General features: G+C 27.7%; 13 protein-coding genes. All 13 read right to left on the reverse strand.

All coding sequences use genetic code 11. The annotated features are described in order from the left end of the window. Positions 1–10: 10 nt before the first annotated feature. Complete coding sequence (gene metK, locus VJI77_RS01230; protein ID WP_009372581.1) at positions 11–1189, reverse strand: methionine adenosyltransferase; 1179 nt, start codon at positions 1187–1189, stop codon at positions 11–13. Positions 1190–1199: 10 nt separating this feature from the next. Next, entirely contained in the window at positions 1200–1673 is a 474-nt protein-coding gene (gene ispF, locus VJI77_RS01235; protein WP_009732805.1) for a 2-C-methyl-D-erythritol 2,4-cyclodiphosphate synthase, read from the reverse strand. Position 1674: 1 nt separating this feature from the next. Continuing rightward, positions 1675–2361 carry a 2-C-methyl-D-erythritol 4-phosphate cytidylyltransferase gene (gene ispD / locus VJI77_RS01240; RefSeq protein WP_009372356.1) on the reverse strand — a complete coding sequence of 229 codons (687 nt, stop codon included), beginning with the start codon at positions 2359–2361 and terminating at the stop codon, positions 1675–1677. A 151-nt stretch (positions 2362–2512) separates the two neighbouring features. Further along, on the reverse strand, positions 2513–2950 hold the full coding sequence (locus VJI77_RS01245) for a rhodanese-like domain-containing protein (RefSeq protein ID WP_313960840.1): 438 nt from the start codon (positions 2948–2950) through the stop codon (positions 2513–2515). A 100-nt stretch (positions 2951–3050) separates the two neighbouring features. Beyond that, positions 3051–4262, reverse strand: a complete 1212-nt coding sequence (locus VJI77_RS01250; protein ID WP_313960841.1) for a glycosyltransferase family 4 protein — start codon at positions 4260–4262, stop codon at positions 3051–3053. Between the two features lie 148 nt (positions 4263–4410). After that, complete coding sequence (rpsT, locus tag VJI77_RS01255; protein ID WP_009372634.1) at positions 4411–4683, reverse strand: 30S ribosomal protein S20; 273 nt, start codon at positions 4681–4683, stop codon at positions 4411–4413. A 136-nt stretch (positions 4684–4819) separates the two neighbouring features. Then, positions 4820–9115 carry a PolC-type DNA polymerase III gene (locus tag VJI77_RS01260; protein WP_323987940.1) on the reverse strand — a complete coding sequence of 1432 codons (4296 nt, stop codon included), beginning with the start codon at positions 9113–9115 and terminating at the stop codon, positions 4820–4822. 1 nt (position 9116) lies between these two features. Then, on the reverse strand, positions 9117–10172 hold the full coding sequence (ispG, locus tag VJI77_RS01265) for a flavodoxin-dependent (E)-4-hydroxy-3-methylbut-2-enyl-diphosphate synthase (RefSeq protein WP_323987941.1): 1056 nt from the start codon (positions 10170–10172) through the stop codon (positions 9117–9119). Then, the gene (gene rseP, locus VJI77_RS01270; protein WP_323987942.1) at positions 10172–11203 is read right to left on the reverse strand and encodes an RIP metalloprotease RseP; all 1032 of its coding nucleotides are present in this window, start codon (positions 11201–11203) and stop codon (positions 10172–10174) included. The genes ispG and rseP overlap by 1 nt, the downstream gene beginning before the upstream one ends. Further along, complete coding sequence (locus tag VJI77_RS01275) at positions 11203–11985, reverse strand: phosphatidate cytidylyltransferase (protein ID WP_323987943.1); 783 nt, start codon at positions 11983–11985, stop codon at positions 11203–11205. The genes rseP and VJI77_RS01275 overlap by 1 nt, the downstream gene beginning before the upstream one ends. Further along, complete coding sequence (locus VJI77_RS01280) at positions 11985–12701, reverse strand: isoprenyl transferase (protein ID WP_323987944.1); 717 nt, start codon at positions 12699–12701, stop codon at positions 11985–11987. Before VJI77_RS01280 ends, VJI77_RS01275 begins: the two co-directional genes overlap by 1 nt. Then, positions 12701–13258 (reverse strand): ribosome recycling factor, encoded by a 558-nt coding sequence (frr, locus tag VJI77_RS01285; RefSeq protein WP_009354305.1) that lies wholly within the window; start codon positions 13256–13258, stop codon positions 12701–12703. The genes VJI77_RS01280 and frr overlap by 1 nt, the downstream gene beginning before the upstream one ends. A 1-nt stretch (position 13259) precedes the next feature. Next, positions 13260–13973, reverse strand: coding sequence for a UMP kinase (gene pyrH, locus VJI77_RS01290; protein ID WP_009372324.1), 714 nt, complete (start codon positions 13971–13973; stop codon positions 13260–13262). Positions 13974–14129: the final 156 nt, after the last annotated feature.

The following is a 14129-nucleotide window of genomic DNA, read 5'->3' on the forward strand; positions in this document are numbered from 1 at the left end:
TTTAATCAATTTATATTAATTTTTTTATATCTTCAACTCTGTCCAATTTTTCCCAAGGTAAATCTAAATCATCTCTTCCAAAATGACCATAAGCGGCAATTTGACGATATATTGGTCTTCTTAAATCTAAAATATCAATAATTGCAGCAGGTCTTAAGTCAAATACTTTATTAATTATTTCAATAATTTTGTCATCTGAAATTTTTCCAGTGCCAAAAGTATCTACATAAATAGAAAGTGGCTTTGCTACCCCAATAGCATAAGAAATTCCTATTTCTAACTTTTCACAGATTCCACTAGCGACAATATTTTTTGCAATATATCTTGCCATATAGGCTCCAGATCTATCTACTTTAGTTGGATCTTTACCAGAAAAAGCTCCCCCACCATGTCTTCCAAATCCACCATAAGTATCCACTATTAATTTTCTTCCTGTCAATCCAGAATCTCCCATAGGTCCCCCAATTTCAAATCTACCTGTAGGATTTACATAAATCTTAGTATTTTCATCAATTAAATAATCCGGAATAACCTCATCAATGACAAATTCTTTAATATCTTTTTGAATTTGTTCTAATTTAACTGAAGGACTATGTTGAGTAGAAACAACTATTGCCTCTATTCTTGAAGGAACTCCATCTATATACTCAACAGTAACCTGACTTTTACCATCAGGTCTTAAATATCCTAATATATCATTTTTTCTAACATAAGATAATCTTTTTGACAATTTATGAGCTAAAGTAATTGGTAATGGCATAAATTCATCTGTTTCTGTACATGCATAACCAAACATCATACCTTGATCTCCAGCTCCGACAGAATTATACTTATCTTCATTACCATTCTTATATTCTAATGCGCTGTCAACACCTAATGCTATATCTCTTGATTGTTCATTTATACTTGTTATAACCGAACATGTTGAAGCATCAAATCCAAACTTAGCTCTAGTATATCCAATTTCTTTTAAAACATTTCTAACTATGCTCTGTATATCAACATATTGAGAAGTTGTAATTTCACCAACAACCATTACAATTCCAGTTGTTGTTAAAGTTTCACAAGCTACTCTTGCAATTGGATCAACTTTTAAAATTTCATCTAAAATCGCATCAGAAACCTGATCACAAATTTTATCTGGATGGCCCTCAGTTACTGATTCAGATGTAAATAAAACTTTTTTCATCTTTTCCTCCTTATATTTTTTCAAGTAGTACCACCGCCTGAGAAGAAATACCTTCTTCTCTACCTTCAAAACCCAAATGTTCTGTTGTAGTGGCTTTTATACTTATATTTTCTATATCTGTTTCTAAAACATTAGCAATATTTTTCCTCATCTGCAAAATATATCCTGCTAGTTTAGGCTGTTGTGCAGATATTACACTATCAACATTTCCAATTTTGTATCCTTTTTCTTTCATAAGCCTAACTACTTCCTTAGTCATAATCAAAGAACTAATATCCTTGTATTTTGGATCATTATCAGGAAATAACTTTCCAATATCTCCTAAACATAATGCCCCAATAATTGCATCATTTATAGCATGAACTAAAACATCTGCATCACTATGACCTAAAAGACCCTTTTCATGATCTATTTTAACACCACCAATTATTAAATCTCTATCAACAACTAATTCATGAACATCAAAACCTAGTCCTATTCTCATATTAAATGCCTCTTTCTAATAATAATCTTGCATGATAAATATCTTCTATTGTTGTAATTTTTATATTTGAATAATCTCCTTCAACAAGTTTAACTCTAACATTCAATTTTTCAACCACAGAAGAATCATCTGTAACAAAATTATCTTCCTCAAAAAATTTTTTATATCCGTCTATAATGACTTTTTTGTCAAAAGCTTGAGGTGTCTGAATATTGTATAATGACCTTCTATCAGGAGTAGATACTACTTCTAAATTAGAAGAAACAATTTTCATTGTATCTTTTGCTTTAACGCCTGTTATAACAGCTTTATAATTATCAAGTTCACTAATAACATTTAAAATATTTTCTTTACTAACTAAAGGTCTCGCTCCATCATGACAAATCACAAAATTTGACTTATCACAAACATTTAATAGACCATTAAAAGTAGACTCTTCTCTTGAAGAGCCTCCTTCAACAATTTTTATATTTAAAGGAAATCTTTTAATAATATTATTTATACTGTCAAAAAATTCTTTCTTTGTTACTAAAATAATCTCAAATATTTCAGGTATATCAATAAAAGCACTTATTGTTCTTTCAATAACAGAATTCCCGCATAAGTCTAAAAAAATTTTATTTTCTTTAGTTCCCATTCTGTGAGAAGAACCAGCAGCAACAATTACAACAGAAATCTGTTTATGCATAATTTCACCTCATCCTATATTGTATCATATTTAAAATTTATTTTCTATATTTTATTTTAAAATTTATGAAGTAATTAAAAGTTAAAATGATCAAATCTTAAAAATTTATACTAATAAATACAAAAGCGATGAGTACTCATCGCTTTAAAAACTATTTTACAAGTTCATATTTATATTGTTTAACACCTTGTGCATTACTAACATTAGTATAACCTAATTTTTTTAACTTTTCTAATGCTTGTCCACTCCTATTTCCAGTATTACAGTAAACAATAATTTTTGCATCCTTTTTAGTAACTTTTGATTCAATATCTTTTTCGATTGTTTCCAAAGGAATATTTATAGCATCTTTAATATGTCCTGCATTATATTGATCAGCTACTCTTACATCAATTACTGTCGCACCATTCTTTTGTTCTTCTAAAAGAGTTTCACCTTTCATCATATCTGATGATTTTTTATCATCTTTCTTTTCAGTTTGATTTTCAGTTTTTTTATCATTTGCTTTATTGTCACTTTTTGATCCACAACCAACTAAAGTTGTAGCAGTAACTAATGATAAAAGTAACATTTTTGATAGTTTTTTCATTAATTTACCTCCAAAATTTTAATCAATAAAATCATACCATATATCCTAAATAAAGTAAAATAGTTTTTTCTTATTAATATATATTATTAATTAATTATTTCTATACAACTATTCTTTTTATGTTATTGCTGATATTTTTCCAACTAAATTGAGTCATTTTTGATGAAAAATCTTGTTCGTAGTCATTATTATACAAATTCTTTATTTGATTCTCCAATGCTATACTAAGTCTTAAAATATAATTATCAACTTCACTTTCAATTACTTTATCAGTATCATATAAAGTAGGCATTTTTACAAATTCAATATTTTTTGACTTAGTAATATCTTCTCCTACAAAGTTAATGAAATTTTCTAGTTCATTCATCACAACTTTTAGTCCACAAGCCATTGCCTCTATTGTAACAAGTGATAGTCCTTCATAAAGAGATGGCATAACAAAAATATCGCAGGATCTAAATAAATCACCTATCTCATTCATATTCATATATCCATACAGTTTAACTTTATCAGCCAGCTTTTTTGAGTAATTAATGATTTCGTCATACTCTTCTCCAGTACCACTTCCCGCTAAAATTAATTCAACATTGTATTTATCTTTTACCATTTCAAAAGCTTTAAGTAGATATATAATTCCTTTGGCTCTACTAAATTTTCCTGCATATATTAGTCTTATTTTAGCATCTTTAGAATAAGTTTTATTATAATCTTTATAATAAAAATCTAAATCATATCCCCCACCAATAACATATACTTTATCTTTATTATAATTAAATACATTAATAATTTCTTCTTTTTGCTTTCCTGACAAACAAAAAATTCCATTAAGTTTGGGAATATTGTCACAAATAAATTTTTTATGTATATCATTTTTATAAAGTTGTCTTAAATCAGTTCCATGACAAAATGCAAAAACTTTACATTTTAAATCAAGACTTCCAACAATTGATGTCATAATATATAGATGATTTGTAAAAATAATATCTGGTTTGAAGTTTTCAACAATATTCAATATTTTACTAGTAAAAACATTTATATATCTTTCCAAGTTCTCTCCAGTTAAATTTGAAAATAAAAAAGATTCATAAGGCATTACATCACTCATTCCAACTACTGGAAATGGTAATTCATCACTTTTAAATTTTACTATTTCAAAATCATCAAAGTTAACTTCTACAATATCATCCTCATTCATAGCACACAAAACTTTTTGAGTAAAATTCATAGCTTTGAAGTTTTTATATACCTCTGATAAGTAAATTCCACTACCTGTTTTTGAGGGATATTGACTAATTAAATGTAAAATTTTCAAATTTATAACTCTCCTTATAATACAACTTTATAATCCAAAAAAATGGATTTTAACGTCTTTTTGATATTATATCATATCAATAAATAAATGTAAAAAAAAAAGCTCCACACGGAGCAAATATAGTGTGTTGGATCCATACACGCTATATTTACGCTTGTGTTGAAGCATCATGTAATTTTTTACTTAATTTACTTACTTTTCTAGAAGCAGCATTTTTATGAAAAACACTGTGTTCAGTAGCTTGTTTAAGTCTTTTATCAATTGTTCTTAACAATTCATTAGCTAATTCAAAATTATTTTCTTCTATTGCTAATTCAAATTTTTTAATATAAGTCTTTATTTCAGATTTTCTACTTTTATTTTTAAGAGTTTGTTTTTTTGTAACATCAATTCTCTTAATTGCTGATTTTATATTTGCCATTTTATTCACCTCCTCAAAAATAACATTAATATTATACTATAAGCCAATAATTTTTTCAAGTCCTATTTTTAAATAATTGAGTTAACTTTGGATTGTATATTTAAAAACAACTGAGATTAATAATCTCAGTTGTTTTTTACATAAAGTCAAATAAACTTACTTGATTTGTTTGCTGTAAATCATTTAAAACGCCGTGTTCTTTTAATGATTCCAAAGCATTTTTATTTATTTTTGTTCTTTCTTGAAAATCTTCAATTGATATAAATGGTAATTTTCTAACTTCTTCATATATAGATGTTGAGTTAACATCACTTACAAAATCTAAAGCCCTAAAAGGTGGTAAAATTTTACCTTTCCCATCAATTAAGAACCTTGAAGAATCAGATTTTTCCAAATCCACTTTACTAGCAACAATTCCTCTAAGATACATTTCTTCAGCAACTTCAAGTATATCATATACATCTTGTTCCTTTTGAGATGCAGACTTTCCTAATTCTTTTATTTCTTTCATTTTACTCTGAATTGCTGTAAGACCTTTAAAAATCAAGTTACCTGGGTAATTATCAATTTTAGTGGTAAAATATGTGGCATAAAAAGCTTCAGGATAATGAACCTTAAAATATGCAATTCTATAACTCATCATTACATAAGCAACAGCATGAGCTTTCGGGAATAGATATTTAATCTTTTTACAAGAGTCAATATACCATTCTGGTATTCCATTTTCTCTCATATATGATTCAGTTTCCTCATCAAGTCCTCTACCTTTTCTAACAGTTTCCATTATTTTAAATGAACGTTTATTTTCAAGTCCTTTAAAAATCAAAAATGTCATTATATCATCTCTAGTACAAATCGTTTCATTTAAAGGTATTCCTTTTTTAATAAGATCTTGTGCATTTCCAAGCCATACATCAGTTCCGTGAGATAGACCTGAAATTCTAATAAGTTCAGTTAAAGTTTTTGGCCTTGTATCAAGTAGCATCTGTCTTACAAAGTTTGTCCCATATTCAGGTATACCTAAAGTACCAACACCATCTTTATATTTATCATCCATAAATTTTAAACTATCTGTTGAATAAAATATATTTAAAGTTTCCTTATCATCCATAGGAATATTTAAAGGATCAACACCAGTTAAATCTCCAAGATGTTTTATTATAGTAGGAACATCGTGTCCAAGTAAATCTAATTTTAAAATTCTTCCGCTTATAGACTTATAACTAAAATGTGTAGTTTTTGTTTCAGAAGATGAATCATCTGCAGGATATTGAATTGGAGTAAAATCATAAATTTCTTTATTATGTGGAACAATCATAACTCCACCCGGATGTTGACCACTTGTTCTTTTTACACCAACTATCTTTCTAACATATCTTCTAATATTACCAGCTGTAAGAGTGAGCTCATTTTCTTCAATATACTTTTTTACATACCCAAATGCAGTTTTGTCAGAAACTGTCCCAATAGTTCCAGCTCTATACACTTTATCTGATCCAAATAGTTCTTCAGTATATTTATGACAAGTAGATTGATATTCTCCTGCAAAATTTAAGTCAATATCAGGCTCTTTATCTCCATCAAATCCCAAAAATACTTCAAAAGGAATGTCATGTCCTTCCTTGATCATATTTATTTTACAATCTGGACATTCTTTATCTGGCATATCCACTCCAGATTGTCCGCTATACTCTGAATGAAATTCTGAACGTTTACATTTAGGACAAATATAATGCGGAATTAATGGATTAACTTCAGTTATCCCAGACATTGTTGCAGCAAAGGAAGAACCTACTGACCCTCTCGAGCCTACCAAGTATCCATCATCATTTGACCTCCAAACAAGTTTTTGAGCAATTATATATAGTACTGCATATCCATTTTTAATAATTGATCCTAATTCTCTTTTAAGCCTATCTTCAACAATTTTTGGTAAATTTTCACCATAAATAGATTTAGCTTTGTCATAACATATTTTTCTTAATTCTTCGTCAGCACCCTCTATAAAAGGTGGAAACGTTCCATTAGGAATAGGTAAAATTTCATCAAGCATGTCTTTAAAAATATTAGTATTCTTTACTACAACTTCATATGCTTCATTTTCTCCTAAATATGAAAATTCATCAAGCATCTCAGCTGTAGTTCTATAATAGAAAGAACCTTCTTTTTCAAGATTTTTCTTTCCTTGCCCATATAGAATAATATTTCTGAAAACATAGTCATTCTTATCAAGATATTTAACATTTCCAGTTGCAACGACTAATTTATCTAATTTTTTTCCAAGCTCATAAATCTTTTTATTTACTTCTTTCAAATCATCTATACTTAAAACTTTACCTCTAAAAAACAAATGTTTTAAATTAGATATAGGTTGAATTTCAAAAAAATCATAAAATTTTGCAATTTCTAAAATTTCTTCTTCACTTTTTTCTTCAATAAAAGCTCTAAAAAGTTCTCCATCCCAATTTCCTGAACCTATTAAAAGACCTTCTCTGTATTCCTTTAATCTTGATTTAGGAAAACCTGCAACCCTTCTAAAATACTTCATTAATCCTTCTGAAACCATCTTATAAAATCCACTTAAGGATTCCATTTTTTTTACATATATAGTTGAATTATATGAAATATTTTTTGCAACAGGCCATTTTGTTTCAATATTATTTATATTTTCATCAAAAACTTTTCCATCTTTTTCAATTATCTTTATAAGTTCTAAAAGAATTCCTGAACAAGCTTCCGCATCGAAACTTGCTCTGTGATGATTTAATAATTTTACTCCTAACTCCTTACATAAAGTATTGAGTTTATGATTTTTTAAATTTGGTAATACTGCTCTTGCAAATCCCATTGTATCTATAAAAGTAGGATCAAATTCAAGGTTCAATCTCTTACAATTTGTTTTTATAAATGAAATATCGAATTCTGCATTATGTGCAACAAAAACTGCATTTTTAGAAAATTCTAAAAATTTTGGCATAATTTCACCTATTAAAGGCTTATCTGCTACCATTTCATTAGTAATACCAGTTATTTCTGTTATTTCTTTAGTTATTTCTTGCTCTGGATTTATTAACTCATTAAAATGTTCAACTACTTTTCCGTTCTCAACACGAACTGCTCCTATTTCTGTAATATTATTTTTCAAATGAGAAAGACCAGTTGTTTCAATATCAAAAACTACAAAAGTATCAAAATTTACTCCATTTTTATAATTATATAGAATCCTCGGATTGTCTTCTAACAAATTTAATTCTAGACCATATAAAGCTTTTATATCTCCATTGCTAAACAAATCCATCATCTGTGGATAAGCTTGAACGACTCCGATATCAGTAACTCCGACAGCAGTATGTCCTAATTCTTGTAGTCTTGTCTTTAATACTTCTAAATTCACACATCCATCAAGACCACTCATCTGTGAATTCAAATGCAATTCAACTCTTTTTTCAGGAGCATTATCTACATATATATGTCTTGGAGCTTCTTCCATTCCATCAATCATCATAGAAATTCCCTTTGCATATTGATCATATTCAACTCTACCTACTGCTGTTACATAAATTCCGTTAGGTATTGATTTAGAATTAATTTTTTTACTAAAAATTTCTAACTTCTTATCATCTAAAAAAAATTTACAACTCATAGCTGAAGTTTCGTCTTCAATGTCAAACAAAGCAAGTTTTTTTCCGTTTTTTAATTCTCTAATGTCTAAAGAATATACTCTTCCTTGAATTTTACAAAAACCACTATTTTGGTCTAAATCTGAAATTTCTAAAACCAGTTCTTTATCGGAAATTTTTTTTCCAATTTTAAATTCTGTTTCTGTTTCACTTTTTTCTTTAATTAATTTGACTTTCTCGATTTTATTTTCTTTTTCTTTTTGAATTTCTTTTCTTTTATTATCTAATTTACTTTCTAATTTTTCAGAACTTTTTTCTTCTCTTGTAAACAAACTATTTAGCATAACTATTTCAATATCATCGTTATATTTTTCAGAAACAAATGCTTTTAAATCATTTAAAAATGAATTTGAAATTAGTTTAAATCTACAAACAGAATCCGATATATATATTTCTATATAATCTTCCAAGAAATTTATCCTATCATTATTAGTAAGTGCAAAACCATGATTTCCTAATAATTTTTGTACTTTATTTACAAATTCATCATAGTTTATATAATAGTAATAATCATAAGGACAATCTGATTTTGAAAAACTCTGAACTGAGATATTAACTTCTCTACCATTAAATAACTCATGTAATTCTTTATCTAAAACTACTAATTCTTCTATTCCAACTTCATCGGAGTTTGTAAGTAATCTAAAATCTATTTTTTCATCACCAAAAACAAACTCATCAATAATAAAATCATCTGATAAGCTATAATTTTTTCGTTGTGAAAAATAAAAACTTTTTAAACTCCTATACATATTATTCCTCCAATTTATTAATCTCATTAATTAATTCTTTAAGTAGATCTTTTTCATCTACTTTTTTAATGATTTGTCCTTTTTTAAAAATAAGACCTTTTCCATTTCCACCAGCAATTCCTAAATCAGCCTCTTTTGCCTCTCCAGGACCATTAACAGGACAACCCATTATTGCAATTTTCAAATTCTTTCTAATATGTTTTAACTCTTTTTCTGCCTGTTCAACAATATTAATCAAATCTATTCTAGTTCTTGAACAGGTAGGACAAGAAATCAAATCAATTCCATCATTTAAAAGGCCTAAAGAACGCAATATTTCCTTTCCAACTTTGACCTCTTCAACTGGGTCTCCAGTTAAAGAAACTCTTATGGTATCACCAATTCCTTTTGCTAAAATAATACCAAGTCCTACAGAAGATTTTATAGTTCCTCTAAAGCTAGGACCAGCTTCAGTAATCCCTAAATGTAAAGGATAATCACATAAACTACTTAAAAGTTCATATGATTCAACACAAATTGGAACATTACTTGATTTTATTGATATTTTAATTTGGTCAAAATTTAGTGATTCCAAAAATTCAACTTGATCTAAGGCACTATAAACTATAGATTCTTTATTAACTCCATGAAATTTATCTATAAACTTTTGATTTACAGATCCAGAATTAACTCCAACTCTTATTGGAATATTATGGTACTTACAACATTCCACAACTTCTTTAACTTTCTTTTTTCCACCAATATTTCCAGGATTAATTCTTAAACAATCTGCTCCATTTTCAGCTGCCATTATTGCAAGTTTATAATCATATTGAATATCTGCAATAAAAGGTATAGTTGTTAATGACTTTATTTTTCTTATTGCTAAAGCATCGTCTAAATCATTAACTGCTGAACGGCTAATATCGCAACCTTCTTCTGCAAATTGATTAATCTGTCTTACAGTAGAATCTACATTCTTTGTAATTGTATTTGTCATTGATTGTATAGAAATAGGAGAACCGCCTCCAACAGGTACGTTCCCCACATAAATTTTCTTAGTTATTTTTCTTTCCATTAATTTGCTCCAAAAATTCCTAGTCTTATTACATCCTTAAATGATACAAATAAGATAAGACCCATTAAAAATATAAAACCTATTGTATGAATTAAACCTTCTTTTGATCTAGAGACTGGCCTTCCTAAAATTAATTCTATAAATAAGAAAACTAATCTTCCACCATCCAAAGCAGGTATTGGCAATAGGTTAATAAAACCTAAATTTACGCTTAGAAAAGCAGTAATATATAATAATGAATATATTCCATTACTTGCTGCACTACTAATTGCTCCAACCACTCCTATAGGCCCAGATAACTGTCCTACTCCTACCTTTCCAGTAAATAATTGTCTTAGAATATCAAACATTGTACCTATAAAATAAAAGAATGTATTAAAAGTTTCCCTAATAGAAACAAATAAATTTCTTTCTAGTTTTGATGTGACTCCCAAAACTTTTTCATTCGAATTTTCAAATTTTACTTTTATTTCTTTTTCTTGACCGTTTCTTATTACTTTTATAGTAGTTTCTTCTTTATCTAATTTAGATAAGCTTGTTTGAATATCCTTCCAAGAATTTATTTTATTATCTCCAATATTTACAATTTTATCTCCTACTTCAATTCCATATTTTTGAGCTATTGAATTATCTTGTATACTTGCTATAGTTGTAGTTTGATGACCCCTAATTCCAAATAAAGCAAAAAGAATAACAAACGCTAAAATAAAATTAAAAAACGGTCCTGCAAAAATAGTTAAAATTCTCCCGCCAATTGTTGCACCGTTGAAATGTCCTCTTTTTGAAAAATCAAGTTCTTCTTCTCCATCTTCTTCATCTTCGCCTTCCATAGCACAAAATCCTCCTAGCGGTAAAGCTCGAACTGAATACAATGTTTCACCCTTTTGTTTTCCAAAAATCTTAGGACCCATACCAACAGAAAATTCATTAACTTTTATCTTCGCCCTTTTTGCAAAAATAAAATGGCCAAACTCGTGAACAACGACTACAACCATAAACACCAAAAGTGCTATTATTATTTTTATAATCATTAAATACTACCTCCAAAAACATAAAAAACAATATAAACCAAAGGAGTTACAAAAATTATACTATCAAATCTATCTAAAAATCCACCATGTCCTTTGATAATATCACTAAAATCTTTTATTCCCATTTCTCTTTTTATTTTTGATGCAAACAAATCTCCTAATTGTGCAACAATAGAAAGAAGTATTCCTGAACAAATTACAAAAATAATATTATAATTTAATACAAAGTAATTAAATAAAATTAAAAGTATAAGTGAACCAAAAATGCCACCTAAAGAACCTTCTACTGTCTTTTTTGGACTTATACTAGGATATAACTTATGTTTTCCAAAAACTATTCCGAAAAGATAAGCAAATGTATCAGTTCCCCACGAAATAAAAAATATAGCCCAAATAAGATTAGTTTCTCCGAGTTTCAAAAAAACACCCATTGGAACTGATATATATATAAAAGAGAATAACAATTTTCCAAAATTTTCAATATTAATTTTATTAAAAAATAAATAATAGATTGAAACAATAAGAAAATATAATGAAAACCAAGTCAATATTAAGTCTTTATTTGAAATACCTATAGAGTACACCATAGCTAAAGAAAACAATATACCAATACAACTAATTAATATATCATTTAACTTAAATGTCCTAAATAATTCAATTAAGCATAAAACTGTAATAGCCATAGTGTATCCCATAAGTGCATATCCTTTAAGCCATAAACATAAAAAGGATATTATTAACATCAATACTCCACTTATGGTTCTATTGATAAAACTAGTCATTAAATTCCCCCAAACCTTCGATTTCTATTTTGAAAGTCATATATCGCATCATATAAATTTTCAGCAAAAAATTCTGGCCAAAGAATATCTGTAAAATAAAACTCAGAATAAGCTAACTGGTAAATCAAAAAATTACTTATTCTTTTTTCGTTTCCTGTTCTTATCATTAAATCTACTTCCGAATTTTCTTTTGTATATAAATAATTCTTAAAATTCTCCTCATTTAAATCATCTATTGAAAAATTTCCTTTTGAAATATCATCAAATAAATCTTTTATAGAAGAAATAATTTCTGCTCTACCACCATAGTTTAATGCGATATTTAATACCATACCCGTATTGTTTTTTGACTTATCTATACTATTGTCTAGTAACTTAACTATAGAACTTGGTAATTTACTGTAATCTCCTATAACTCTAAAAACAATATTATTTTCTAATATTCTTTTCAGTTGAGAATTTATATAAATAACCAAAATATTCATAAGACCTTTTACCTCATCTTCAGGTCTTTTCCAGTTTTCAGTTGAAAAAGCATATAAAGTTAAGGTTTTAACCCCTATTTTACAACACTCTTCGACAATGTCAACTACTCTATTCATTCCTTCTTTATGTCCAGCAATTCTAGGTAAAAATCTACTATTTGCCCATCTACCATTGCCATCCATAATAATACCAATATGTTTTGGTATATTCGTAAAATCTATATCTTTCATTAAATTTCCATTAATTCTTTTTCTTTTGATTTAGTAATATCTTCAACTTTTTTAATAAATTTATCAGTAACTTTTTGAACTTCTTCTTCAGCTTGTCTTAACTCATCTTCACTAATTTCTTTATCTTTTTCTATCTTTTTTAATTTATCAAGACCATCACGTCTTAAATTTCTAATCGCAATTTTTGCATTTTCTCCATAACCTTTTACAACCTTAACTAACTCTTTTCTTCTATCTTCAGTTAATGCTGGGAAAGGTAATCTTATTACTTTTCCGTCATTAGATGGAGTTATACCTAAATTTGATGCTAAAATAACTTTTTCTATAGGAGTTATCAAAGAAGCATCCCAAGGTTGAATAACTAATAATCTTGCTTCTGGAACAGAAATAGATGCAACTTGTTTAATTGGCGTTTCTGTACCATAATAATCTACAGTAAATTGATCTAATATTGTAGGATTTGCTCTACCAGCTCTTACTGTTGTTAATTCTGTTTCATATGATTCTATTGATTTTGACATTTTTCTTTCTAATTCATTAATTATATCTTTATACATCTTATTTCCCCCTTACTATTGTTCCTACTTTTTCTCCCTTAACTACTGAAACTAAATTTTCTGGATTATCAATTCCAAATACAACAAGAGGAATATCATTATCCATACAAAGAGAAGTAGCAGTAGCATCCATTATACCTAAACCTCTATTTAAAATTTCTATATATGTTAATTCTTCAAATTTCTTTGCATCTTTAAATTTATTTGGATCTTTATCATAAATACCATCAGTTCCTGTCTTACCAAGTAAAATTACATCTGCTTGCATTTCTGCTGCTCTTAAAGCTGCAGTTGTATCAGTTGAAAAATATGGCATACCAGTTCCTGCACCAAAAATAACAATCCTGCCCTTTTCAAGATGTCTTTCAGCTTTCCTTTTAATAAAAGGTTCTGCAACTTCATGAACATTAATTGCTGTCTGAACTCTTGTAGGAACTCCCATATTTTCAAGTGTAGCTTGTAATCTTAAAGAATTTATTATTGTTGCAAGCATACCCATATGGTCAGAAGTCGAACGTTCTATTTTTTCACTTGAACGACCTCTCCAAAAATTTCCACCACCAACTACAATACAAATTTGAATACCTAAATCATATACGTCTTTTACTGATTTACAGATTTTTTCAATTGTTTCATCATGGAGTCCATGTCCAACTCCACCTGATAAAGCTTCTCCACTAAGTTTAATAACTACTCTTTTAAAATCTAAATCCATAAGATAGTCTTTCTCCTTTAATTTTATACAATAAGTGTACCATTTTTTTACTATTTTTTCAATCTTTTTGTAACTAAATTTAATATAATGATATTATTTTAATTTGATTTTTATAAATAATATCAGATAATAAAAGTTTATACTATTATTTTTAAA

It is taken from the genome of Parvimonas sp. D2, from assembly GCF_035282635.1.
In the GTDB taxonomy this organism is placed as follows: domain Bacteria; phylum Bacillota; class Clostridia; order Tissierellales; family Peptoniphilaceae; genus Parvimonas.

What these genes read in the sequence shown, in the direction of transcription:
- ispG (WP_323987941.1), bottom strand. Translation starts at nt 10,172, where the DNA reads ATGGAAAGAAAAATAACTAAGAAAATTTATGTGGGGAACGTACCTGTT.
- ispD (WP_009372356.1), bottom strand. Translation starts at nt 2,361, where the DNA reads ATGCATAAACAGATTTCTGTTGTAATTGTTGCTGCTGGTTCTTCTCAC.
- VJI77_RS01245 (WP_313960840.1), bottom strand. Translation starts at nt 2,950, where the DNA reads ATGAAAAAACTATCAAAAATGTTACTTTTATCATTAGTTACTGCTACA.
- VJI77_RS01275 (WP_323987943.1), bottom strand. Translation starts at nt 11,985, where the DNA reads ATGACTAGTTTTATCAATAGAACCATAAGTGGAGTATTGATGTTAATA.
- metK (WP_009372581.1), bottom strand. Translation starts at nt 1,189, where the DNA reads ATGAAAAAAGTTTTATTTACATCTGAATCAGTAACTGAGGGCCATCCA.
- VJI77_RS01280 (WP_323987944.1), bottom strand. Translation starts at nt 12,701, where the DNA reads ATGAAAGATATAGATTTTACGAATATACCAAAACATATTGGTATTATT.
- pyrH (WP_009372324.1), bottom strand. Translation starts at nt 13,973, where the DNA reads ATGGATTTAGATTTTAAAAGAGTAGTTATTAAACTTAGTGGAGAAGCT.
- frr (WP_009354305.1), bottom strand. Translation starts at nt 13,258, where the DNA reads ATGTATAAAGATATAATTAATGAATTAGAAAGAAAAATGTCAAAATCA.
- rpsT (WP_009372634.1), bottom strand. Translation starts at nt 4,683, where the DNA reads ATGGCAAATATAAAATCAGCAATTAAGAGAATTGATGTTACAAAAAAA.
- rseP (WP_323987942.1), bottom strand. Translation starts at nt 11,203, where the DNA reads ATGATTATAAAAATAATAATAGCACTTTTGGTGTTTATGGTTGTAGTC.
- ispF (WP_009732805.1), bottom strand. Translation starts at nt 1,673, where the DNA reads ATGAGAATAGGACTAGGTTTTGATGTTCATGAATTAGTTGTTGATAGA.
- VJI77_RS01260 (WP_323987940.1), bottom strand. Translation starts at nt 9,115, where the DNA reads ATGTATAGGAGTTTAAAAAGTTTTTATTTTTCACAACGAAAAAATTAT.